This window comes from Nitrosospira sp. TNL300, assembly GCF_055385915.1.
The window spans coordinates 1,519,100-1,541,471 of the sequence record NZ_AP041005.1 but is presented as its reverse complement, the minus strand read 5'-3'; the positions used below and the strand labels follow the sequence as shown (position 1 = coordinate 1,541,471).

The 22,372-nt window shown below is 54.0% G+C and carries 25 protein-coding genes; 9 read left to right on the top strand and 16 right to left on the bottom strand.

The window, feature by feature from the left end:
• Positions 1-167: 167 nt before the first annotated feature.
• Genes ada through ACZ5BW_RS07085 form a run of 3 tightly spaced genes read left to right on the top strand, consistent with a single transcriptional unit; the run spans position 168 to position 1,935 of the window.
• On the top strand, positions 168-1,247 hold the full coding sequence (gene ada, locus ACZ5BW_RS07095; RefSeq protein WP_464543569.1) for a bifunctional DNA-binding transcriptional regulator/O6-methylguanine-DNA methyltransferase Ada: 1,080 nt from the start codon (positions 168-170) through the stop codon (positions 1,245-1,247).
• Positions 1,244-1,465: a 2OG-Fe(II) oxygenase gene (locus tag ACZ5BW_RS07090; RefSeq protein WP_464543568.1), complete on the top strand. Its 222-nt coding sequence runs from the start codon at positions 1,244-1,246 to the stop codon at positions 1,463-1,465. Before ada ends, ACZ5BW_RS07090 begins: the two co-directional genes overlap by 4 nt.
• Positions 1,466-1,512: 47 nt before the next feature.
• The gene (locus ACZ5BW_RS07085) at positions 1,513-1,935 is read left to right on the top strand and encodes a lytic transglycosylase domain-containing protein (RefSeq protein ID WP_464543567.1); all 423 of its coding nucleotides are present in this window, start codon (positions 1,513-1,515) and stop codon (positions 1,933-1,935) included.
• A gap of 275 nt (positions 1,936-2,210) precedes the next feature.
• Here ACZ5BW_RS07085 and ACZ5BW_RS07080 read toward each other — a convergent pair whose 3' ends face one another.
• Entirely contained in the window at positions 2,211-2,372 is a 162-nt protein-coding gene (locus ACZ5BW_RS07080; RefSeq protein ID WP_464543566.1) for a hypothetical protein, read from the bottom strand.
• Between ACZ5BW_RS07080 and ACZ5BW_RS07075 the strand changes: the two genes are divergently transcribed.
• The 3 genes from ACZ5BW_RS07075 (at position 2,367) to ACZ5BW_RS07065 (ending at position 3,977) form a co-directional block, all read left to right on the top strand.
• A complete protein-coding gene (locus tag ACZ5BW_RS07075; protein WP_464543565.1) occupies positions 2,367-2,711 on the top strand; it encodes a hypothetical protein in 345 nt (114 codons plus the stop codon). The two genes, ACZ5BW_RS07080 and ACZ5BW_RS07075, sit on opposite strands and share 6 nt — an antisense overlap.
• A gap of 280 nt (positions 2,712-2,991) precedes the next feature.
• Positions 2,992-3,495 (top strand): hypothetical protein, encoded by a 504-nt coding sequence (locus tag ACZ5BW_RS07070; RefSeq protein WP_464543564.1) that lies wholly within the window; start codon positions 2,992-2,994, stop codon positions 3,493-3,495.
• Complete coding sequence (locus ACZ5BW_RS07065) at positions 3,477-3,977, top strand: NrfJ-related protein (protein WP_464543563.1); 501 nt, start codon at positions 3,477-3,479, stop codon at positions 3,975-3,977. Before ACZ5BW_RS07070 ends, ACZ5BW_RS07065 begins: the two co-directional genes overlap by 19 nt.
• 43 nt (positions 3,978-4,020) lie before the next feature.
• On the opposite strand, the gene uvrB is transcribed toward ACZ5BW_RS07065, so the two are convergent.
• The gene (gene uvrB / locus ACZ5BW_RS07060) at positions 4,021-6,108 is read right to left on the bottom strand and encodes an excinuclease ABC subunit UvrB (protein WP_464543562.1); all 2,088 of its coding nucleotides are present in this window, start codon (positions 6,106-6,108) and stop codon (positions 4,021-4,023) included.
• A gap of 343 nt (positions 6,109-6,451) precedes the next feature.
• On the opposite strand from uvrB, the gene ACZ5BW_RS07055 reads away from it, so the two are divergent.
• On the top strand, positions 6,452-7,645 hold the full coding sequence (locus ACZ5BW_RS07055; protein WP_464543561.1) for a pyridoxal phosphate-dependent aminotransferase: 1,194 nt from the start codon (positions 6,452-6,454) through the stop codon (positions 7,643-7,645).
• Between the two features lie 151 nt (positions 7,646-7,796).
• On the opposite strand, the gene ACZ5BW_RS07050 is transcribed toward ACZ5BW_RS07055, so the two are convergent.
• Entirely contained in the window at positions 7,797-8,885 is a 1,089-nt protein-coding gene (locus tag ACZ5BW_RS07050; protein ID WP_464543560.1) for a hypothetical protein, read from the bottom strand.
• Between the two features lie 499 nt (positions 8,886-9,384).
• On the opposite strand from ACZ5BW_RS07050, the gene ACZ5BW_RS07045 reads away from it, so the two are divergent.
• Positions 9,385-9,630, top strand: a complete 246-nt coding sequence (locus tag ACZ5BW_RS07045) for a hypothetical protein (RefSeq protein WP_464543559.1) — start codon at positions 9,385-9,387, stop codon at positions 9,628-9,630.
• Positions 9,631-10,039: 409 nt separating this feature from the next.
• Positions 10,040-10,786 (top strand): PEP-CTERM sorting domain-containing protein, encoded by a 747-nt coding sequence (locus tag ACZ5BW_RS07040; RefSeq protein ID WP_464543558.1) that lies wholly within the window; start codon positions 10,040-10,042, stop codon positions 10,784-10,786.
• Positions 10,787-10,788: 2 nt separating this feature from the next.
• Here ACZ5BW_RS07040 and fliR read toward each other — a convergent pair whose 3' ends face one another.
• The 13 genes from fliR to fliF all read right to left on the bottom strand — a co-directional run bounded on the left by fliR (position 10,789) and on the right by fliF (position 22,276).
• Positions 10,789-11,571 (bottom strand): flagellar biosynthetic protein FliR, encoded by a 783-nt coding sequence (gene fliR, locus ACZ5BW_RS07035; protein ID WP_464543557.1) that lies wholly within the window; start codon positions 11,569-11,571, stop codon positions 10,789-10,791.
• 110 nt (positions 11,572-11,681) lie between these two features.
• Complete coding sequence (gene fliQ / locus ACZ5BW_RS07030) at positions 11,682-11,951, bottom strand: flagellar biosynthesis protein FliQ (protein ID WP_464543556.1); 270 nt, start codon at positions 11,949-11,951, stop codon at positions 11,682-11,684.
• Positions 11,952-11,996: 45 nt separating this feature from the next.
• The gene (fliP, locus tag ACZ5BW_RS07025) at positions 11,997-12,773 is read right to left on the bottom strand and encodes a flagellar type III secretion system pore protein FliP (protein WP_464543555.1); all 777 of its coding nucleotides are present in this window, start codon (positions 12,771-12,773) and stop codon (positions 11,997-11,999) included.
• A gap of 1 nt (position 12,774) precedes the next feature.
• Positions 12,775-13,251 carry a flagellar biosynthetic protein FliO gene (fliO, locus tag ACZ5BW_RS07020; protein ID WP_464543554.1) on the bottom strand — a complete coding sequence of 159 codons (477 nt, stop codon included), beginning with the start codon at positions 13,249-13,251 and terminating at the stop codon, positions 12,775-12,777.
• 2 nt (positions 13,252-13,253) lie between these two features.
• On the bottom strand, positions 13,254-13,709 hold the full coding sequence (fliN, locus tag ACZ5BW_RS07015) for a flagellar motor switch protein FliN (RefSeq protein ID WP_464543553.1): 456 nt from the start codon (positions 13,707-13,709) through the stop codon (positions 13,254-13,256).
• Positions 13,706-14,683, bottom strand: coding sequence for a flagellar motor switch protein FliM (fliM, locus tag ACZ5BW_RS07010; protein ID WP_464543552.1), 978 nt, complete (start codon positions 14,681-14,683; stop codon positions 13,706-13,708). Before fliM ends, fliN begins: the two co-directional genes overlap by 4 nt.
• A 4-nt stretch (positions 14,684-14,687) precedes the next feature.
• On the bottom strand, positions 14,688-15,140 hold the full coding sequence (gene fliL / locus ACZ5BW_RS07005) for a flagellar basal body-associated protein FliL (protein ID WP_464543551.1): 453 nt from the start codon (positions 15,138-15,140) through the stop codon (positions 14,688-14,690).
• Positions 15,141-15,364: 224 nt separating this feature from the next.
• The gene (locus ACZ5BW_RS07000; protein ID WP_464543549.1) at positions 15,365-16,852 is read right to left on the bottom strand and encodes a flagellar hook-length control protein FliK; all 1,488 of its coding nucleotides are present in this window, start codon (positions 16,850-16,852) and stop codon (positions 15,365-15,367) included.
• Between the two features lie 53 nt (positions 16,853-16,905).
• Complete coding sequence (fliJ, locus tag ACZ5BW_RS06995) at positions 16,906-17,352, bottom strand: flagellar export protein FliJ (RefSeq protein ID WP_464543548.1); 447 nt, start codon at positions 17,350-17,352, stop codon at positions 16,906-16,908.
• A gap of 23 nt (positions 17,353-17,375) precedes the next feature.
• Positions 17,376-18,803, bottom strand: coding sequence for a flagellar protein export ATPase FliI (fliI, locus tag ACZ5BW_RS06990; protein ID WP_464543547.1), 1,428 nt, complete (start codon positions 18,801-18,803; stop codon positions 17,376-17,378).
• Positions 18,803-19,558: a flagellar assembly protein FliH gene (locus ACZ5BW_RS06985; protein ID WP_464543545.1), complete on the bottom strand. Its 756-nt coding sequence runs from the start codon at positions 19,556-19,558 to the stop codon at positions 18,803-18,805. The genes fliI and ACZ5BW_RS06985 overlap by 1 nt, the downstream gene beginning before the upstream one ends.
• Positions 19,555-20,553: a flagellar motor switch protein FliG gene (gene fliG / locus ACZ5BW_RS06980; RefSeq protein WP_464543543.1), complete on the bottom strand. Its 999-nt coding sequence runs from the start codon at positions 20,551-20,553 to the stop codon at positions 19,555-19,557. The genes ACZ5BW_RS06985 and fliG overlap by 4 nt, the downstream gene beginning before the upstream one ends.
• Positions 20,546-22,276 (bottom strand): flagellar basal-body MS-ring/collar protein FliF, encoded by a 1,731-nt coding sequence (gene fliF / locus ACZ5BW_RS06975; RefSeq protein WP_464543542.1) that lies wholly within the window; start codon positions 22,274-22,276, stop codon positions 20,546-20,548. Before fliF ends, fliG begins: the two co-directional genes overlap by 8 nt.
• Between the last annotated feature and the right edge of the window lie 96 nt (positions 22,277-22,372).

Genomic DNA, 22,372 nt, shown 5'->3' with positions numbered 1-22,372 from the left:
CTTAAGACAGGTAATACGGCTGCTTGTTCAACTTTTATATGGCAAAACAGGGTAATTAATCATCGAATTCGAAAGCAAGACCCGGAGTGCGGCGGGCTTGCGGCATTGGTAAATTGGCGGTCGTTATCAATACATAAGCGAATGCGATCATGAGTCCGAATACATCAATGAAAAAAGCACAGCTTGCCGATGCAACGCTCAATGACCCGCGTTGGGCCACTGTCAAGGCGCGCAGCGCTGAAGCGGACGGCAATTTTTATTACGGCGTGCGGACCACTGGGGTTTACTGCCGTCCTACCTGCGCAGCTCGTCCAGCACGACCGGAGAATGTCAGTTTTTACGGGACCCGCGAAGAAGCCGAGCAGGCCGGTTTAAGGCCCTGCAAGCGCTGCCAGCCGGACCGGCCCACGTTGGCCGAGCAATATACGGCCAGAGTCACCCAGGCCTGCCGCATCATCGAGGGAACGGAGAATATCCCAACCCTCGACGTCCTTGCCAGGCAAGCGGGCATGAGCACTTATCACTTCCATCGCGTGTTCAAAAAGGTGACCGGATTGACGCCGAGACAATATGCCGCCGCGCAACGCGAGAAAAAGGTGCGCGATGAACTGGGAGGTGGCGGCGTAGTGACGGATGCCATTTTTGATGCGGGATACAGTTCCAATAGCCGTTTCTATGAAAAGTCGAACAAGATCCTGGGCATGACACCGACTCGCTATCGCGCTGGCGGCATCGATACGAAAATTCGCTTTGCCATCGGGGAGTGCTCCCTGGGATCAATCCTTGTTGCGCAAAGCGATCGTGGCATCTGTGCGATTCTCCTGGGGGAGGATGCGGAAAAGCTGGTGCGCGACCTGCAGGACAATTTTCCTCGTGCCGACCTGATCGGCGGGGATGCGGATTTTGAACAATTGGTGGCGCAGGTTGTCGGCTTTATCGAGGCGCCGGGTATCGGCCTGGATCTGCCACTTGATGTGCGCGGCACTTCGTTCCAGCAGCGTGTGTGGCAAGCCCTGTGCGAAATTCCCGTGGGGCAGACGGCCAGCTACACAGATATTGCAAGACGCATCGGCTCACCCCGTGCAGTGCGGGCAGTGGCGCAGGCCTGCGCGGCCAATCGGCTCGCGGTGGCCATCCCGTGCCATCGGGTAGTGCGCAACGACGGCGCCTTGGCGGGTTACCGCTGGGGGGTGGAGCGCAAGCGTTCTCTTCTGGAAAAAGAAGCGGGCGGGGAGGTGGAGGCATGAACACTCTGGCACGGAAAGTACGGAAAATCATGCCGGACAAGAATATTGACTGCCGTGTGCATGAACTCGATTGGGAACGGATAGAGAACGACCTGGATGCCCAGGGGCCAGTTCAGGGTAAGCGTAGGATTTATCGGGTTAATTTACGCCATGGCGTCAGCCGCTTGCGCTCGGGTCATCGCCACACTGCGGGGATCATTTTTCATGACGCGGCCTGATAAAATTATGTGCCTGACGCATGTCTTGATCTGATTTCGGGGTGCGTATGGAGAATTGGGTCGATGATTTGAACGGGCGCGGCGCCAGGTATAAGCCCCTGCTTGAAGCAGCGGAAAAGCGTTACGGAATACCGTCCGGCATGCTGGCGCGTCTGGCGTGGCAGGAGTCGCGTTTTCGGGATGACATTGTTTCCGGGCGCATAGTATCCAGTGCCGGGGCAATGGGAATAATGCAAATCGTGACGCGCTGGCATCCTGGCGTAGACCCGCTTAACCCGGCGCAAGCCATCGATTATGCGGGGCAGTTTCTGGCGAGGCTGTATAAGAAGTTTGGCACGTGGGAACTCGCGCTTAAAGCCTATAACTGGGGTGAAGGGAATCTGGCCAAGTGGTTACGCGGGGAGAAAATAGAACCATTGGAAACCCGCCTGTATTCCGCGCAGATTTTGAGTGACTTGGGGATGGCATGATGGGTAGGAGGGAATGTCATGATAGCAGGGCTGTGGTTGTTGGCCCAATGCGGCGCATGCTCGCGCTGTCGGATAAGCCCGCGGGTCAGTTGCGTCCGTCAACGCATGATTCAGTCTCCAAACTACCATCCATGATAGCCATGAGCGGGGCCATGCATGCTTTAACGTTTCTTATGCATTGAATTTAACATAATATACATTATACGCAAATGAAGGAAATAGAAATAATGGCGATTGTCATCGTTTTTCGCTGAGACACTGTCAGCAGTACTCAATCAACCGTACATGGCCCCATACTTCGGAAACTGAGTCATATGTTTTGCGAATGGCTCCTGCTTTCGCGCATCAATGGTTGTCTGCCGGAGATCGTCAAGAAATGAGACTGCAAACCCCATCATGGGCAACTGGTCGGGATTAAGCAGATCGGGTGAATGCAAGATTTTTTCCTCTTTCAAAAGCCAGGCGGAATGATCATCGGTATGAGCAGGATGTTCAAAGCGATGCGATTCCACGGTCAGATCCTCGAACCTGAAGGAATCTTTCAAGCCAGCCAGCACAACCGTGGGTACCGGCAGCGGGCTCTTCATGAAAGCCATTTTACCAGGACGGGCATCGTTGCCAGAGCGATGCTGACTGCCAGAACATTTTTCCTGCTTTCTCCTTATAAGCGAATGCCAAAGCAAGAAAATTCATTTTATGTGCGCCTGCGCACAGAAACCATAGTCAGACTAAGGGAAAATGATACTCAGGCATCCGCTTTTTTCTCCCTCTTGTAGTGGATGCCACTGACCCGGTAAAGGCCGACTACTCCTTGCCGGGTCTCTTTTTTGTATCCTTCACTTTCCAATCCTTCCTGATATCTCTCATCTCATGCTCCGCTCAGATGCTCGTGGCCCACCTGTAGAAGAAGCCTGTAAAAGAAAGAAGCGCCGCGGCGTGATAAATGGAAAAGTAAATACCTAAATTGCGGCGGGTTTTTTTTCTGAAATCATCATTCTATAATCCCTCAGAAATTCCATTATCCCTCAAAAATTCCATTCACTGAAAGGAGCTGATATGCGACTCATCGTTGTGGCTATCTCCATGGTGTGGATTACAAGTGCTCTCGCGGAGGAGGTGCCCCTGACATTTCAACAATCCGACCCTCAAAGTAAATTCCGTGATGCACAACTTCATGTAAGAGAATTGATGAAAGCAGGCCGCTACAAGGAAGCCTCGGAATACATGCCAGAATATCAAAAGCTTTCCTGCGAGGCTTCGGAGCAGAAAGCGGGGCGCAGCATAGTAGAAGGCGCTGCTATCTGTGCTCGCAAATACGATCAGGGGGGAATGAGCGCCGGCAATGTGCTGCACCAGCAGGATCGATCCGTGGCAGGATCATTATCCTCAAATACTGTAGCGCCCGGAATTACGGTGATGCAGCGGCCTGTTCCCGGTACCCCCACAGTGCTGGATGGCTCGACACCCTCCCTTTTTCTTTTCGATCCCCGGAATGCTCCCGCAACGGGTAGCCGACATCGCGATGATGCGCCGACAGATCCTTGGACGGGGACACGCTGAAACACGTTCCTGAAAACCCGAAAAGTCTGCACCCGCTTTTTTCCGGAAAATTTTCCGTTGGAACCGGGGAGATTGAGGTGTATTATTGCGCGGCTATTAGCTATTATTTACTGAGGAGAGTCGTTTTGAAGGCAACTTATCCTGCGACAGCTTTTTTTATTGGCATCATGTTTTTCAGCCCCCTGCCCGCCCTTGCGGAAAATGCCAGTGCCAGCACGGGTGCCTCGGCAGCCGGCGCAGCAACAGGAATGCCAGCCAATGAAGGCAAGGTTCTCTCCACGCTGGATGCTCCGGGCTATACCTATATGGAGTTGGCGAATACCGAGAAACGCTTCTGGATCGCGGCACCAACGATGCGGGTTAAAGTGGGTGACCGGGTACGTTTTGATCAAAGTCTTGTCATGAAAAACTTCAACAGCAAGACCCACAATCGTACCTTCAAGGAAATTATTTTCGCGAACTCGGCCACGGTGATCAATTAGCGCAGAGAAAGCGTGTTGACGCTTCCCGGCATTCAATCTGTCGCTATCTCACCGTTCTTCGCAGCCTCCTTCGGGAGGTGGCCGCTTGCGTCCCTTTCTCATCCTCTGGCTCAACAAATCCCACGAAGAGCTTGTTTTTTAATCTTTTTAATTCATCCCGATATTCTGCCGCCTTCTCGAATTCGAGATTTTTTGCTGCCTCGTGCATCTGTTTTTCCAGTGATTTGATTTCTTTTGCCAGCTGCGTCTCGCTCATGGCTTCATACCGCGCCTGCGTTTGCGCTGCCTTAAGCTGCTGCTGGGCTGTTTCCATGCTGTAAACACCGTCAATCAAGTCCTTGACGCGCTTATGCACGCTTCGCGGCGTAATACCATGCGCCTGATTGAACAGGATCTGCTTGTTGCGCCGTCGCTCGGTCTCATCCATTGCAAGCCGCATGGAATCAGTGATCCTGTCCGCATAAAGAAGTGCGGTGCCATTGATGTGACGCGCTGCGCGACCGATAGTCTGTATCAATGAGCGCTCTGAACGAAGAAAGCCCTCCTTGTCCGCATCGAGTATGGCTACCAGTGATACCTCCGGCATATCCAGACCTTCGCGCAACAGATTGATGCCGACCAGTACATCGAACTTCCCCAGTCTCAGGTCACGCACGATTTCCACCCTTTCCACCGTATCGATATCGGAATGCAGATACCGAACTCTGATGCCGTGGTCGGCAAAATAGTCGGTCAGGTCTTCAGCCATGCGTTTGGTGAGCGTCGTTACCAGCACCCGCTCATCCTTAGCCGTGCGTAGCCTTACTTCCGACATCAGATCGTCCACCTGGGTGCTGGCCGGCCTAACTTCGATCTGCGGGTCTACGAGACCTGTGGGCCGCACCACCTGCTCGACAACCTGTCCGCTGTGTATCTTTTCGTACTCCGCCGGCGTCGCGGATACAAACACCGTTTGCGGCATGATTTTCCTGAATTCATCGAACCGGAGGGGACGGTTATCCAGCGCTGAAGGCAGGCGAAACCCGTAATCGACAAGATTTTCCTTACGAGCCCGATCACCCTTGTACATTCCTCCGACTTGTGGAACCGTGACGTGGCTCTCATCGATTACCATCAGCGTTCGGGGCGGCAGGTAATCCATCAAGGTCGGCGGCGGCTCCCCCGGTTTTTTTCCTGACAGATGGCGCGAATAGTTCTCGATGCCTTTGCAGAAACCCAGTTCGTTGAGCATTTCCAGATCGAAACGGGTGCGCTGTTCGATGCGCTGCAGCTCCACCAGCTTGTTGTGCTGCTGGAAAAAATCCATGCGTTCCCTCAACTCCGTCTTGATTGTCTCGATGGCGCGCAAGGTGGTGCTCCTTGGCGTCACGTAATGGCTGGAAGGATAAACGGTATAGCGCGACACCTTTCTCGAGGTGCGACCGGTAAGAGGGTCGAACAGTGTCATGCTCTCCACCTCGTCATCAAACAGGGAAACACGCACGGCGGTTTCCGAGCTTTCCGCCGGAAAGATGTCGAGCACATCTCCCCTCACCCGGAAGGTCCCCCGGCTGAACTCGAATTCGTTGCGTTCGTACTGCATTTCTGTCAGACGCTGTATTGCCTGCCTTTGCGTAATCTTTTCATGCTCCCGCAGATGGAGGATCATGCCGTGATAATCCACAGGGTCACCTATCCCATAGATGCACGACACCGTTGCGACGATGATGGCGTCGTCCCGCTCGAGCAGCGCCTTGGTAGCGGACAGGCGCATCTGCTCGATATGCTCATTGATGGCGGAATCTTTCTCGATAAAAAGGTCCCGCGAAGGGACATATGCTTCCGGCTGATAATAGTCGTAATACGATACAAAGTACTCGACGGCATTTTCCGGGAAAAACTCCCGCATTTCCGCATACAACTGCGCCGCCAGCGTCTTGTTTGGCGCCATGATAATGGCGGGACGTCCGAGCCGCGCAATGACATTGGCCATCGTAAAGGTCTTGCCGGAGCCCGTCACCCCCAGCAGTGTCTGGAATGCCAGTCCGTCCTCTATTCCCTCCATCAGTTTTTCGATCGCTGCAGACTGATCGCCTGCGGGCTGAAATAACTGATTGAGCTTATAAGGGCTATTGGGAAAGGTAATAATCACGGGTATAATCCAAATTCATCGTAGTCTACTGTTTTTCAGTTAATTCCATGACTTGCAGCATTGTTTCTGCTTCGCCTGACTCCTCGTCAAACTGGAAAAGTGGATTGCATATTTTCGCAAGTATGCGCGGTGCAGTCGGTCAGATGGAGCTTTCCGGGAATTGCAGGAAAGAACCGGTTACCCTGCCCCACTTCATCATGTTTCAAATCTCAAGTCTCATCAAAAGGTAGGCCTTTTTCCATCTCCTCCAGCCAGCGCATGTAGCATCACTCGCGACTTGATGGCTGATTTTATCACGCAGCACAAGTGCCATTAGCATAAGGACATTAGTAAGGACATTATTGTGGAACTCTCAAAGCGCGTTCAGGCCATCAAGCCTTCCCCTACTCTGGCTGTCACTGCCCGAGCTGCACGGCTGAAAGCGGAAGGCAAGGATATTATCGGGCTGGGCGCCGGCGAGCCTGATTTCGATACCCCGCAGCACATCAAGGATGCCGCGATTGCAGCCATTGATCGCGGTTTTACGAAATATACGGCTGTTGGTGGAACACCCGGCCTCAAGAATGCAATCATCGCCAAGTTCAAGCGCGAAAATGGCTTCGACTATACCGCGGGACAAATTCTGGTTTCGTGCGGAGGCAAGCAAAGCTTTTTCAATCTCACACTGTCTGTCATCAATCCAGGGGATGAGGTCATCATACCGGCGCCCTACTGGGTCTCTTATCCTGACATCGTCCTGATCGCCGAAGGCAAGCCGGTCATTGTCGAGGCGGGTATCGAGCAGGGTTTCAAAATCACAGCAGAACAACTCGAGCAGGCCATTACCCCAAAAACCAGGATGTTCGTCATCAACAGCCCCAGCAACCCCTCCGGGGGGGTTTATACTTTGGACGAACTCAAGGCATTGGGAGAAGTTCTACTCAGGCATCCCCATATCCTGATTGCCACGGATGACATGTACGAGCACATCCTGCTATCGGATGGCAAGTTCGTCAATATTCTGAATGCATGTCCGGCCCTGTATCCCCGCACGGTGGTGCTCAACGGGGTTTCGAAGGCGTATGCCATGACAGGCTGGCGGATCGGTTATTGCGCGGGTCCCGCTCACATCATCACCGCAATGGAGAATGTCCAGTCGCAGAGCACTTCAAACCCTACCTCTATTTCCCAGGTCGCGGCTGAAACAGCGCTGAATGGCGATCAATCCTGTATCACCCCGATGGTGGAAGCGTTCCGCCAGCGGAACCGTTTCGTGACTGATGCCCTCAATGGTATCGCCGGCATCCATTGCCTGCTGTCCGAGGGAGCGTTCTACGCGTTTGCCGATGCACGGGAAGCAATCGCACGTTTGCACGGTAACGGGATGATCAAGGATCGCAGCGATATCGCATTTAGCGAATATCTGCTGGAACAGGGGGGTGTCGCGGTGGTGCCAGGCTCCGCGTTTGGGAGCGAAGGTTATATCAGGCTCTCCTTTGCCACTGCAAAGTCCAACCTGGAGAGTGCACTGGGCCGCATGGCAAGACTATTGGGCTGAAAAGGGCTGAAAAACGCCTTGCAGCTGATAAACGCGGCAAAAACTTTCCATTTAAACGATTTCTCGCTGAATCGGGAAAGTGAATCGGTAGGGTTGGGTTGAGCGAAGCGGAACCCGGCCTACTATCTCACCTGTTTCGCCTGGAGTTTTCTTACCAATAACCGGGTGGAATCATGTAAAGCCCTGTGTCCCACGCCCACTGTCGAACAGGGTTCTCGGTCATCGCGTCCCTGTCATCCGGCTGCGCCTTCCAGTGGAAATCGCACACGCTCCCGTTATGCCCTACGAAGGTATGCAGACCGCCATTCGCCACTCCTACGAAGAATGGCGCATTTTCCAGTTTTTCCAGTAACACCTCGGTTTTGCCGTCCGGCGTTACCCCACGGTAACCGGAAACGACCGCATCGCAGCGAACGCCGGCAGACCCCGAAACCGGGGACTTCCAGATGCGCGCCCCCGCCTTTGCCATATTCAGCGCACCGAGTTTCTCGCGCTCATCCGCAGCAGAAAGGTCTTCAACTGTCCGCGGGCTATAAAATACGGCGGTCCACCCATCCTTTTGCAGTTCTTCACAAAGGACGGTACCGCGCAAATCTGCCTCCTTTACCCGGGCGTTTATTTCTGCAAAACGCGCTCCCTGGCCAGCTCCCTCATAGGCTGCCTGAACATTCTCCATCACCCATCCGATACACGAACTTTCGCGTAGACGCGTTGCCTCCCCTGAAGTTTTTTCTATCGTGATGTATCCGGGTTCAATCGATCCCATTCGCCAGTTTCCCATGCTCATGGCGTCGATCTGTGTCCGCAGCGCTGCCTGGTTCCCCCTTAGAATGTCGTCATGGAATTGGGAATGATCGCCATAATACAAGCCGATGCCCGTGCGTTCGATCGCCGTTTTATGCGCGTTGCTATTGTTCGTGATACTCCTGTCACCCACTTCCGCAAGCGTCTTCCAGTTTATCGGCTCACCCGTCGCAGGCTCAGCGCCTCCTGTTCGGGTAAACAACCACTCGGCCATCGCCACGGCGGGAGGATCGGAAATGGTATTGACGTTCCCGTCTTGATCGTAGCTATCGATAATCTCCCAGAGTCGCTCGAGGTTTGGAGGGGTACCTTCCATCATCCCCTCGGCCGGCAATCCTCTCAAATTCAAATCCGGGTAGGACTGCCTCAACGCACCGGTGTTGATCGATTTTCCCTTCAGGCGATTAATAAAAGTGGCATGGTCAAGTGTAGGCATTCCTGACTCCCGTTGATTATACTCAAACGAAAAATTGACGGATCGGCAAAGGTATTAGCACATTTCTACAATTTTCCTTATATTCACTTTAGCAGCCACTGCTAAAACTTCAATACATTGAGGTTGTTTATGAAGTATGAATCACAGGAGGTGGATGGACCCGACTATTGAATACGGCAAGTCTTTATCTACCTTCCGCGCATGGTGGAGCCACGCTCCCAAATGTCTCGTCTAAAGACGGTTCGACGCGACCCCATCCTCAAGATTACTGAGTGGACATACAAATCTCACCCTGGAATTTCATGTCAATTGCAAATTGGCAATTCATGGTGCCGTCGATTACGATTCTACCCGCAGTGACCCCCTGAAACATCCCTCGTCCAGTCGCGGGCACGGGCACGGACGTTTCTCGGAATGTCCCATAAGAGCCTCCTAGGGGATTACTGGGATTGCACGCTTGGAATGCACTTGTACCCGTGGTATTCAAGGTAACCTGGGAATGGACAGTTTCCCTCTGGCCGGTCGCAGGGTTTGTTATCAGAAGACCGTCATCACAGACCAGGGTGTGCATGAAGTTGATCGAGCCGTCGGATCCAACGCCACCGTTGCCCATGATGCCGCATTTAACTTTGGTACCGGCCCCAATTTCGAGGTGCGCAGTCCCCAGGGTGATACCGGCGGGGCTGACAGCATTATTAAATATTTTACCCTTGACTGCGGTAGCGGCTGTACCTGCCGGGCATGAAGCAGCGTCTGCTTGTCCGGTAACTGCAATCAAAACCGATATTGCGGCAGAGAACATATAATTGTTTTTAATCAACATGAAAATACCCCTATATCTAATAGTAATAAATGAATTTCTCGCCAAGCGCGAGCGTGAAGAGCGGTCAGGGGGCGGAGATCGCGGTCTGCCATACCATCGTTCCCGGGCCGACACTCCCGCACCGCAGTTTACTGGATTTGTTCGGAGATCGCTTTATACTCCCGATGTAATCAGTCCAAATAACAGTCAGGAATTCGGCGTTAGAGTGACTATTTCCGATCAGAAGGTTGACGCGGAAAGCCGGGCATTATAGATTGGAGGTCGGGTTTTTGATTTTTTTGAGGTGAGATTTGGATAATTGATGCGCCAAAATTATTAAAAGGAACTTAAATTGAAAGCAGCCCATACAATGCTAATAAAGCGCTCGATAGCTTCAATCATCGCAGGCATGGCAGGCATGGCGCCAATCGCTGGCGCACAGGCAGCACTTTTAACTATAAACGCTATCATCCATGAGCAAGTTGGCTATCAGCCTCATCTGGGTTGTTTCGGAGGCACGATCACCGGTAGTGGGATGAGTTCGTTTCTGGGAGCAGTTTCCATTGCAGCCAATGACTGTATTACTCCAACGGGAAATAGCCTCTCATTTGAGGGACAGATGACATTTACCGTGTCAAGTGGAGGCGAAATCTTTGCTGATTATTTTGGACTGTTCGTTCCTACCCGCTACCCATCCATATTCACGCTAAAGGACTCCTTTTTCAGCATAACGGGCGGGACAGGAAAGTTCCTCGGTGCAGAGGGGAACGGAAAATTATTTGGGACGGAAGATATTTTAAGTGGCTGGGGTTTGATGCAGGCTACAGGAGAGATATCCGGTTTCAAAAAAAGCAAGAAAGAGAAAGAATCGAGACTTGATCTTCTCAGTCTTGCAGACCCTGCTAATAGCCCTAGCACTGGGGAGGTGGAGGGCTTCAGTGATTTAAACGGTAATACACCGGTGCTTGGGGATTTCTACAAGAGCGACAGCAATGACGCGATAGTTGCAATCAACGAGCTTCCGGAATCAGGTTCCCTGGCCCTGCTCGGCATAGGCCTTGCCAGCCTTGCCTTCGTTCGCCGTAGGGTAAGCCGCTGAGTTCAGCGGGCGTTTTGCGCCACCTCGAGCATGGTTTGCAACCCTTCGGTGATCAATCGCTCGATCACGGGAGTAAAGTGCGGAAGCGACAGCATGAGCGCTGCCATTCCAACCATCAGGGTAATCGGAAAACCCACTGCAAAGACGTTCAGTTGGGGCGACGCGCGAGTCAGAATGCCCAGCGCCAGATTGACAATCAATAATGCCGCGACCACCGGCAACGCAAGTTGCAGGCCGACACTAAAAATAATACTCCCCCACTCCGCCAGCCTTTTCCATCCCATATTTGAAAAGGGTTCGGTGGAGATCGGGAAGGCGTTGAAGCTGTCGATCAGCGCAGACAGCATCAACAGATGGCCGTTGAATGATAAAAATGCGAGTGTTCCCAGCAGACCCAGGAAACGCCCCAGAACAAGACTGCTGCCATCGCTGTGAGGCGTAAAGAATGTAGCAAACCCCAGACCCATCTGCAAGCCTGCAATTTCTCCCGCCAATTCAATCGCACTGAAGATGATGCGCATGGCAAAGCCCATTGCCAGCCCGATCATGATCTGCTGACCGAGAACCAACAGGCCGGGAGCGGACGCCAGCTCGATCTTTGGCATGGGTTCGAGAGTGGGCGCCACGACCAGCGCGATGAAGATACCCAGCCCCACCTTCACCCTGACAGGAACTGCAAGATTTCCCAATACCGGCGCTACCGAGAGGAGCGCCAGAATACGGGCAGCAGGCCAGAAAAAGGAAATGAGCCACGCATTGAGATCGGCCGAGCTGAGCGTGATCATTTAACAATAATGAAATTCTGCTTTATCTCCCCGGTCCAGCGAGCACTGGAGGGTGGATGTGACAGGCAAGATGCCGCTCTCGCCTGTCTTTTTCCGGGTAGTCCTGACAACTATCCGATCACTCCTGGAATTCCTTCCAGTACCTGCCTCATATAATCGAGCAGCACCGAAAGCATCCACGGTCCTGCAAGCACCAGCATGGCAAACAGGACCACGAGTTTGGGAATGAAAGACAGAGTCATCTCATTGATCTGGCTGGCAGCCTGAAAGATGCTGACCAGCAATCCGGTGACCAGCGCGGCCAGTAACAAGGGAGCGGAAACCATCAAGGTAACTTCCATTGCTTTCTGGCCGAGTGTCATTACGCTTTCAGGTGTCATGGTTCTTTTCCATCATTTCGTCCGGTGAATAAATATGTTGCATCCTCAATAAAAGCTCTCTGCTAGCGAACCGATCAGCATATGCCATCCATCCACCAGCACGAAGAGCATGATCTTGAAAGGCAGTGCGACGAGAGCCGGCGATACCATCATCATCCCCATCGACATGAGCACCGATGCCACGACCATGTCAATGATCAGAAAAGGAATGAATACTGCGAAGCCAATTTGAAATGCGGTTTTCAACTCGCTGGTAACGAAGGCCGGAACGAGCACCCGAAGAGATACTTCTTCCGGCCCGTTCAGCTGGGGCCTGCCCGAGAGTTTGACGAATAGCGCAAGATCGGCCTCCCGGGTTTGTTTCAGCATGAAAGCTTTGAGCGGCACGGCGCCCTTCTCCAATGCCTGCTCCATCGTCATCCTGTTTTCCACATAAGGTTGGTATGCGTCCTGATAAATCTTGTCGAATACCGGACTCATGACGAAAAAAGTCAGGAACAGCGCCAATCCGACGAGCACCTGGTTGGGTGGCGAGGATTGGGTGCCAAGGGCCTGCCGCAGCAGCGAAAGGACAATGATGACGCGGGTAAAACCCGTCATCATCAGGAGCGCTGCTGGCAGAAATGTTAGCGATGTCAGCAGCAGCAGTGTTTGCAGGCTCAATGAATAAGTTTGTCCACCCCGGGGTGCAGGCATGCTGCTAAAGGCAGGAAACCCTCCCTTTGCCTGTGCCAGCGCGACCACAGGCGTGGCCAGCAACAGGGCTGCGACTATAGTTCCGCAGGCAATACGTATGCTGGATCGAGATTTTTTATCTGACATGCTATCCACCATGTTTTTCTGCCAACCGCTTCAGCCAGCCTGAAAAATTCGAATCTTTTTCAGCATGCCCTGGCGTTTCGGAGACATGGAGCATGCTTGCACCCATGTCGCCTTTGGGCATGCTATGCAATACCGTTACATGCCCGGGTGCGACACCAATGACAAGCCAGGTTTCGGCCACTTCGACCACAACGACGCGCTCGCGCTGTCCCACCGCCGATCCCCCGATTATCCTGACCACCCCTGCATGCCCACTGTATGCCCCACCCATGCGCTTGAGCAGCCATGCGCAACCTGCAATCACAGCGAGCACCACTCCCAGGCCGAGCATGACCTGCAAGGGGCTGCCGCTGGAAGTAACTGTGCTGTCGCTCGCCCCAGCCAGGACCGGTGAGGCGAAATGCCAGAGCGCTGCCGCTGAAAGGGGACTGCGGAACACTGCCCGAGGCAAAAACGGGTTCTGATGTTTTCTTTTCACGATTAGCGGTTTAATTTGCGTATCCGTTCACTCGGCTTGATGATATCGGTCAGACGTATACCGAATTTCTCATTGACCACGACAACCTCGCCCTGGGCAATCAGGTAGCCGTTCACCAGAACATCCATCGGCTCCCCTGCTAGGCCATCCAGCTCCACCACGGAACCCTGCGCCAGCTGCAACAGGTTCTTGATGGCGATTTTGGTGCGTCCCAATTGCACTGTGAGTTGAACGGGTATATCCATGATCATGTCAATATCGTTCTGGACCTGCACCTTTTGCGTGCCCTGGAATTGCTCGAATATCTGTCCCGAGCCAGTATCTCCGGCCACAATTGTTTCATCCTGGTCCGTCGGCGTTCGAGCCGCGGAATTGGCTGGTGTTACAGACACTTTCATCTCCTCAATTTTATTCACAAAGGGCCGCCTGGACAGATCGCGGCGTTCAACTTCACTCATTCATTGCTCCCGGAAGCAAGCATTTTTTCCATACGTAAAGCATAGCGGCCATTCGAAATTCCATACTTGCATTCCATGACCGGCACCCCATCCACGGTTGCAGTAACAAATTCCGGAATATCCAGGGGAATAACGTCCCCAACCTTCATATTCAGGATCTGATCGAGCCTGACCTGGGCATGCGTCAGATTTACCAGTAGCGTCACCTCAGCGGACTGTACCTGTTTCGACAGTCGACCAACCCAGCGTTTATCCACTTCCAAGGCTTCGCCTTGCACACTGCTCGACAGGAGATCACGGATCGGTTCGAGAATGGAATAGGGCATGCAGATATGCATTTCTCCAATCACGGAACCAAAATTGACTTCGAAGGTGGTTGCAACCACGATTTCATTGGGCGTGGCCACATTCGCAAACTGGGTATTCGTCTCTGCCCGCACGTATTCGAATTCAATCGGATAAACCGGATGCCACGATTTGCCATAGCTGTCGAAGACCAGGTTGAGCAAGCGCTGGATAATGCGCTGCTCCGTCTGGGTAAAATCGCGGCCTTCTGTCTTGGGAAGAAAACGCCCATCGCCGCCGAACAGGCTGTCAACCACCAGAAATACCAGTGTCGGGTCGAATACAAACAGCGAGGTGCCGCGTAAAGGTTTTATATGCACGAGATTCAGGTTGCTTGGCACTGCGAGATTGCGCACGAATTCACTGAACTTGATAACCCTTACCGGTCCTGCGGTGACATTTGCGCTGCGGCGCATGAAATTGAACAGTCCAAGACGCAGAAGGCGCGCAAAGCGCTCATTGATGATTTCGAGAGTGGGCATGCGCCCCCGTACGATGCGTTCCTGCGTCGCCAGGTTATAGGGACGGAAACCGGGATTAGCCGTACTCTGTTCGATTGCAGTGGATCCACTGCTCACTCCCCTGAGGAGAGCATCCACCTCCTCGCGCGAAAGGAAATCATCTCTCATGAAGCTACTGAATCACAAACGAAGTAAAAAGCACGTTCTCAACCGATTCTGTCACACGCCCCTCGCTGAACTGGCGATTTATCTCGGCAGTGAGTTCAGAGGCGAGCTTCTTTTTTCCCTCGACACTCGAAATTTGCGTGGCTGTCTTGCCCGAAAGCAACAGCAGCACGCGGTTGCGCACTTCCGGCATATGCAATTTGATTAAATCCACCACGCTCTCATCTTCGACCTTCAAGGTAAGATTGGTCTGGAGATGCTGTTCGCTGTGTTCCGGCTGGAGGTTGACAGTAAAGGTTTCCAGATTGAGAAACACAGGAGGTTTAGGCTTCGGCAGCGCGCCTGTCCCGTTGTAGACCTGGCTGAAATACCATCCTGCGCCGCCGCCTCCTGCTCCCAGCAATAGGGCGCACGCCGTGATAATCAGAACGAGTCTGCCTTTCCCGGATTTCTGCTCCAATTTGATTTCCCTCGGGTCTTTACTTTGCTTATTTGGTCTGACTGCCATGTTTGTGCTCTGTTAGCCGTTTTACGCTTACGCAGGAGGCATTATTGAACTGATGCCCTGCCTTCAATGTGAGAAACAAACGGGAAAAAACAGGTTATCTCGAAATTTGGAGATTGCAGCCTCCGACGTCACAAACAGGGATTCTCTATAGCTGGCCCGGCCACAACCCGCTCAAACTATGCAAAGGTATCCACAAGCTGGTGTCCGCGAATATCAGCAGTGCCGCGGCTCATTCCGAGGCTTGTTCCTGCTGAGGCTATCCGGCTTTCTTCCTGCCGATAATGAGACCTTCCATTATTTTGCCTTTCGAAATCTCCTTGCTGCTGGGATCCCTGGTCGCTGACTGTTGCATTGCCCAGATTGATTCCGCTTTCCGCCATCATTTCCTTCAGCCGGGGCAGCGCCGCTTCGAGTGCTTGCCGAACTTCAGGGTTCTGGGATACAAATGCTGCGCTGGCCTGATCGCTGTTTACGGACAGGACGACCTGCAGCGGCCCCAGATCAGGTGGGTTCAGATTGAGTTCAGCGATCTGATGTTGGTGAGATACCATCCAAAGTACTCTCTGACCCAGGGCATTATCCCAGATGCCTGTGCCCACGCGCGGTTCCAGCCTGAACAAAGAAGGATCACGATCTGCGGTGCCAGGCACTGTACCTGGCTCGACTATCAGATGCCCTGGAGATGGAGGCGGAGTCAGGAGTTCGTAGGGCACGACGGGTGCAGTTAATGTGGGGAGCGAAGAAGTATCGCTTCCTGCGGCCGAGCCGGGACGCAGATGTGCAACATCCGGCAGGAAATCACCAATGCTGCTGGGGATTCCCGCCAGTCTGCTCTCTGAGGAGACCAAATCAGAATGAGACATCTCGTGCGCTGCGGCTCCTGTGAACTTCATATCTTGCGGTAGTTTCCCGCCTGCCGCGGGGGCGGATACGATTCTGGAGGAAGCGATTCGAACAGTCGTCTGGCCCTCCTGAGAGCCTCCCGCAATAGCAGAACTCAGGTGCATTCCAGCCTCCATGAGCTGCGCTATGCTGATAACGTTCTCTCCCGGTGCCAGTCCTGAGGGATCGGATAGTTTTGCGTCTCCCCCAGCCCGCGCCTCGCGTCCTACCTCGTATGCTATCGAGGCCGCAGCTGAAGTGATCCGTCCGGCAGCAGACCGATGCGGATCGTTCGCACTCCTTTGACCGAATGCAGCGTCAGGCTGCTGCTGGATCGGCATACCGGCAGGGATTCGGGTTTCAATTCCGGTTACGGTATCCGAGGTTCGGCCGGTACCAGGGAGGTGTAAAGCATCTGTGATACCTGGTATCGCCGTGACCGTGGCAGGGCGAGAGAGCTGGAAACCACCGGCCACCATTTCAGCTGTCATATTCCCTTCTTTGCCGCTGCGATCCTCCTCAGCCTCGGTCTCACCGTCCGTGTGTTCAGAATCTTTCAGGGATGGATTTCCGGGTATGCCAGGACTGTTGCCGATCGCATTCGCCGCCGGGCCCACTTGCGGATCGCTAGCGCCTGTATCCGGTGCTTCACCATCATCGCCCACTTCGGCAGCAAGCAGTTTGCGGAAATCGGACGCGTCCGATTCCTGAGTAGCGCTTCTCGATTCGATCAAAGTATCCTTGACGGGATGCAAAGCGGCGCTCGATGATACAGGTAGCATAGGTTGCTCTCGGAATTCGATTTTTCAGGAGTTTATTACCTTGTATGGCTCAACTATATCGAGCCGGGCCGGATAGCCGCACTGCTCGCCCACTCGTCTGTTTCCCGCTGCTCGCGCTTTGCCTGGTGGGCCAACTGGATCTGCCTGTGACGTTGCGCCAAAGTGTCATAAGAGTTAAGAACACGCCGCTCCGATTGCCATGCGGCTTTACTGGCAGCGACACGCTGCCTCATGTTCGCCAAGGCTTCCTGTTGCTGGGAAATCGCCGCGTCGAGCTTGTCGATGAATTCATGATAATTTCGCCACCCCGACGCCGTGAGGCCTTGTTGCATGGAAGCCCGAAAGCGGGCCCGGTATTCGTCCGAATACTGGGTCAGCAAAACCAGCTTGGCTTCCATGTCCAGGCCTTGAGCGTTCAAAAATCCCAATCTTCGCGCCGCATCATCCGTGCGAGTCTGTGCCAGTTCGATGAGGGTTTCCAGTGCAGAAGTTTTCGACATGATCAGGCGACAGCTAATTAAGATTAATTGAAGTTTGAAGCATTGAAGTTTGAAGCAAGCAGAGCCCCCAGGCTTCGGGTACTCTCTTCATACCCTGCGCGCTCCACCATGGTTTGCTGAAGAAAACGTTCGAGTTTTGGATACAGGGCAATCGCCCGATCCAGCAACGGGTCATTCCCCGGAGAATACGCTCCTACACTGATCAGGTCGCGCGAACGCTGGTAGCGTGAAAAAAGCTGCTTGAAATAACGCACCTGCTCAAAATATTCGGGCGGGATCAGGCTGGTCATGGCGCGACTGATGGAGGCTTCGACATCGATGGCAGGATAATGCCCGCTTTCCGCCAGTTGCCGCGAAAGCACGATGTGTCCGTCCAGAATCGCCCTTGCCGCATCTGCGATGGGATCCTGCTGGTCGTCCCCCTCGGCTAACACTGTATAAAAAGCAGTGATCGAACCACTGCCCTTGACCCCATTCCCTGCCCTCTCCACCAATTGCGGCAGTTTGGCGAATACGGAAGGCGGATACCCTTTGGTCGCGGGAGGCTCCCCGATCGCAAGCGCGATCTCACGCTGCGCCATTGCATAACGGGTGAGTGAGTCCATGATCAATAGAACATTTTTTCCCTGGTCCCGAAAGTATTCGGCGATAGAAGTCGCATAGGACGCACCCTGCAATCTCATCAAGGGCCAGGTATCTGCCGGTGCTGCCACTACCACTGAACGCGCCAATCCTTCAGCACCCAGGATTTGCTCGATGAAATCCTTGACCTCTCTTCCGCGCTCACCGATCAATCCCACGACAATGATATCGGCGCTGGTATAGCGCGCCATCATGCCGAGCAGGACGCTCTTTCCCACGCCGGAACCGGCAAAAAGGCCCATGCGCTGACCGCGCCCCACCGTAAGCAGGGCGTTTATCGCGCGCACCCCTACATCAAGGACCTCGCTGATCGGTTCCCGGTCGAGCGGGTTGATGGGCGAACTTGCGAGCGGAGCCGAACGTTCCACCTCTAACGGGCCAAGGTCATCCAGGGGACGCCCCGTGCCATCCACCACCCTTCCCAGTAGCGCTTCTCCCACTGGAAACCGGCTGATCTGATCAGATGCCCGGCGCCGCTGGCGGGACGCGCTGACTGGATTAGAAAGCACGCCAGTGCGATCCCACGGCACGATCTTGGCGCCGGGAGCCAATCCGAACATGCCGTGGGCCGGCATCAGGTAAAGCCTGTCATCATGAAAACCCACTACCTCAGCCTCCATGCTGTTACCGTTGGGCATCAGTATGGTGCATCCACTGCCCACAGCCAGCTTGAGGCCCGTTGCTTCCATTATCAATCCGGTAACACGCGTGAGACTCCCGGAAACCTGGAAGGGCGGCGACACCACCGCCAGCCCGCCACAGTTTTTGAGAAATCCTTGCCATCGATCGGTATGGGATAAGGCTTCCATCAGTGACGCTCCAGCCAGTCATTATGTTGTCCCAGCGCCTGGGTTATGCGGCGCCAGCGGGTGGACACGGTGGCATCGATATCGCTTGGCCCCACCCTGATCCGGCACCCTCCCCGCTCCAGGCGAGGATCGAGGCTGATGGCGCAATGGTCGAGCTCCTGATTCAGGTGCGTGCGCACCAGGGCAGCATCTTCCGGGTGCAAAAATAGCTGTGCCGGCTGCCCAAGTATCGGTTCAGACTGGATACATTCGCGAACGACCGCGAAAACAAGTTCCGGTTTCACCCGCAACGCCTCACGCACCATCTCTTTGGCGACGTCGAGTGCAAGGGAAAGCAGAGCATTGCAAACCTTCTGATCAGCACTTGTCAAGGCTTCCTGGAGACCGCGAAATGCAGCCGTCAATTGCCCGGCTTCAAGGCTGGCGCGCTCGCGGCCAGCATCGTAACCGGCTTTTATGCCAGCTTCCCGGGCAGTTTCATACCCTGCGTCATAGCCTTCCTGCCGGGCCTCCTGATGTATTTTTTCGATTTCCTCCACTGTAGGCAGCGCAACCTGTATTTGCTCAGGTATTGTCTCGTCTTTGCTATCAGCTGAAGCGTCCACCGGCCCTTCGAGCATTGAACCTTGCTCCAGGATATCCATTTCCCAACGACGACAGGTCGACAAATCTTCCTTGAGAATGATCTGGCTTGCCCGAGACGTCACTCTTGGCCTTTCGCCGCATTTTTTTGCCTGCGCACCAACCTTACTCATACGTAGCTTTCTTCGTTCTTGCTGCCGAACACGATTTGCCCCTCATCTGCGAGTCGCCGGACGATCTGTAATATCTGTTTCTGATGGTTTTCAACTTCGCTTACCCTTACGGGTCCCATCGCTTCGAGGTCTTCACGCAGGATTTCAGATGCGCGTTTCGACATATTCTTGAAAATCCTTTCACGCAGATCCCAGGCTGCACCTTTCAGCGCGATCACCAGGATGTCAGATTGAATTTCCCGCAGCAGCGTCTGAATTCCACGGTCGTCAATATCCATGAGATTCTCGAATACAATCATCTGGTCCATTATTTTTTGCGCCAGATCCGCGTCGAATTCCCGCAAATTATCAAGCACCGAGGTTTCCGCGGTGCTACCCATGAAGTTGATGATTTCCGCTGCGGTACGAATGCCGCCCACCGAGCTTTTGTTGATATTTTCACTGCCGGACAACAAATCGGTCAGCACCGTATTGAGTTCGCGCAATGCGGAAGGCTGAATGCCTTCGAGCGTGGCGATACGCAGCAGGATGTCATTGCGAAGCTGCTCGCTCAGTTGCCCGAGAATTTCACTGGCCTGGTGACGGTCGAGGTGGACGAGAATGGTAGCAATGATCTGCGGGTGCTCCCCCTTGATGAGTTCCGCGACTGACTGCGAATCAATCCACTTGAGTCCCTCGATCCCGCTCGTGTCGTGTCCCTCGAGAATGCGGCTGATGTTGTCTGTCGATTTATCTTCATCCAAAGCTCTTTCGAGCACCGTACGTGCGTAATTTTCCGGATCGACATCCAGAAAAAGCGGCTCACGCATGACCCGGCCGCAGAAATCGCCCAGAACACTATCGACCTGTTCTCGGCTCAGGTTCCGGAGCTTGGCCATCGCAGCGCCGAGTTTTTGTACTTCCAGCTGATTAAGATGCTTCAGTACCTGCACCGCCTCGTCTTCGCCCAATGACAGGAGCAGGACTGCGCTCTTGTAGATGCCCTCCTCATTCATGACCGGCCACCCATTGCTTGACGACGCTTGCCACCAGCTTCGGCTCTTTTTTTGCGAGCTGGCGCGCGAGCGTCAGTCTTTGCTCGTATTCAGAAGGTTGTGGTGCGGGTTTCAGTGCGGGAACAGGTTGCACATGCTGCTCATCGGTCTCAGGTTCGGCTAGAAGTGGAGGTTCCGGCTGGTTGATACGCTTGAGCGAAGGACGTAGCACACCCAGCACCAGATACAGAATCAACCCGCCAATCAGAAGCGTTTTTCCGATCTGCTGAGCCAGTTCAATGGCCTCGGGCTGTTTCCACAATGGGATCTCTGGCGCTGCTTCCCGCTCCACGCCTGTGAAATGACTGTTGACTACGTTCAGTGTATCTCCGCGTTCCCTGCTGAATCCCACAGCCTCTTTCACCAGATCGGTAATCTGGGATTTCTCCACCTCGCTCAGCGGCTTGGCGCTGATGACACCATTCTCGTCCACGACTTTGCGGTGGTTGACCACAACTGCAACAGAAAGTCTTTTTATACCGCCGACTGGTTTGCGCACATGCTGGATTGTTTTATCGACTTCGTAATTGATGGTGGCATCCTTGCGCGTGCTGCTTGGGGCGCGGGATTGGGATGCGGTTGCTCCGGGTGACTGCCCGGAATTTGCGCCGGGAGGTGCTGGCGGCGGCGTGGTAACCGGAGCGGTTGCCGGAACCGGAGGCTGATTGGAAAGCGCGCCCGGAACGCCGCCTTCATTCTGGGTGCCCACAGCCGTGGATTCCGAAGTCTGCTGACTGCGGATCGTGGAGCCTGCAGAGTCCTGGTTGGGTCTGTACGTTTCGCTGGTTTGTTCGGAGTGTGCAAAATCGACCTCGGCCGCGACCTGGGCACGGACATTTTCCTGTCCCACAATGGGAATCAGAATCGCCTCGATCCGCTTGATATAGCTTTGCTCCAGCGCATGCAAGTACTTGAGCTGGGCTGGATCCAGTCCCGTATTGGCGTTCGATTCATCGATCCTGGTCAACAAATCGCCTTGTTGATCCACTACCGTCACATTCTTCACGTGCAGATTGGGGACGCTGCTGGAAACCAGGTGGACGATCGCATTGACCTGCTGGGGATCAAGTGTGCGGCCGGGGTAGAGGTTCACCAGCACGGATGCGCTGGGTTTCTGTTGCTCCCGCATGAATACCGATTGCTTCGGGATTGCCAGATGGACTCTGGCGCTGTCGACAGCTGCCAGCGCCTGGACGGAACGGGCCAGTTCACCTTCCAGCGCGCGCTGGAAATTGACCTGCTCAAGAAACTGGCTGGTACCGAACTTCTGCTTTTCCATCAGTTCGAAGCCCACCAGGCCACCCCTTGGCAACCCCTGGGATGCAAGTTTAAGGCGAGTGTCGTGCACCTGGTTCGATGGGACGAGTATCGCTCCACCGCCTTCGGCAAATTTATAGGGCACATTCATCTGCTGGAGGGATGCGATGATTGCGCCGCCATCACCGTCGGAGACATTGCTGAACAGCACCTTGTAGTCCGGTGCCTGGGTCCACATCCATCCGGCCGCCAGCAATGCAACCACAGAAGAAACGGTCAGCATGAGCGCGATTTTCTGCTGGCTGGATAATCGCGTCAGAAAGCTTTGCAGTCGACCCTGAACGCTGCTTACCGCGCCATTGGCCGAACTGTTTGCGGCACTGTTCATTGCGCTGTTCATTGTTACGGCATCCGTACCCGATGTCACCTGTTTCTCCCCAGTCCTGCACTCCAGATCGAATCGCGTTTATTTTTCTCTGTCATATATGGATAGATGAATAGGCGTATCTTGGCAAACCTCTTG

Coding starts and splice junctions, on each gene's coding strand:
- ACZ5BW_RS06985 (WP_464543545.1), bottom strand. CDS start 19,558: ATGAGTAAGGTTGGTGCGCAGGCAAAAAAATGCGGCGAAAGGCCAAGA.
- ACZ5BW_RS07090 (WP_464543568.1), top strand. CDS start 1,244: ATGAACACTCTGGCACGGAAAGTACGGAAAATCATGCCGGACAAGAAT.
- ACZ5BW_RS07075 (WP_464543565.1), top strand. CDS start 2,367: ATGCAAGATTTTTTCCTCTTTCAAAAGCCAGGCGGAATGATCATCGGT.
- ACZ5BW_RS07050 (WP_464543560.1), bottom strand. CDS start 8,885: ATGCCTACACTTGACCATGCCACTTTTATTAATCGCCTGAAGGGAAAA.
- fliI (WP_464543547.1), bottom strand. CDS start 18,803: ATGGAAGCCTTATCCCATACCGATCGATGGCAAGGATTTCTCAAAAAC.
- fliN (WP_464543553.1), bottom strand. CDS start 13,709: ATGAGTGAAGTTGAACGCCGCGATCTGTCCAGGCGGCCCTTTGTGAAT.
- ACZ5BW_RS07000 (WP_464543549.1), bottom strand. CDS start 16,852: ATGCTACCTGTATCATCGAGCGCCGCTTTGCATCCCGTCAAGGATACT.
- ada (WP_464543569.1), top strand. CDS start 168: ATGAAAAAAGCACAGCTTGCCGATGCAACGCTCAATGACCCGCGTTGG.
- ACZ5BW_RS07070 (WP_464543564.1), top strand. CDS start 2,992: ATGCGACTCATCGTTGTGGCTATCTCCATGGTGTGGATTACAAGTGCT.
- fliQ (WP_464543556.1), bottom strand. CDS start 11,951: ATGACACCTGAAAGCGTAATGACACTCGGCCAGAAAGCAATGGAAGTT.
- ACZ5BW_RS07085 (WP_464543567.1), top strand. CDS start 1,513: ATGGAGAATTGGGTCGATGATTTGAACGGGCGCGGCGCCAGGTATAAG.
- ACZ5BW_RS07045 (WP_464543559.1), top strand. CDS start 9,385: ATGGACAGTTTCCCTCTGGCCGGTCGCAGGGTTTGTTATCAGAAGACC.
- fliM (WP_464543552.1), bottom strand. CDS start 14,683: ATGAGAGATGATTTCCTTTCGCGCGAGGAGGTGGATGCTCTCCTCAGG.
- fliG (WP_464543543.1), bottom strand. CDS start 20,553: ATGAATGAGGAGGGCATCTACAAGAGCGCAGTCCTGCTCCTGTCATTG.
- fliJ (WP_464543548.1), bottom strand. CDS start 17,352: ATGTCGAAAACTTCTGCACTGGAAACCCTCATCGAACTGGCACAGACT.
- fliR (WP_464543557.1), bottom strand. CDS start 11,571: ATGATCACGCTCAGCTCGGCCGATCTCAATGCGTGGCTCATTTCCTTT.
- fliP (WP_464543555.1), bottom strand. CDS start 12,773: ATGTCAGATAAAAAATCTCGATCCAGCATACGTATTGCCTGCGGAACT.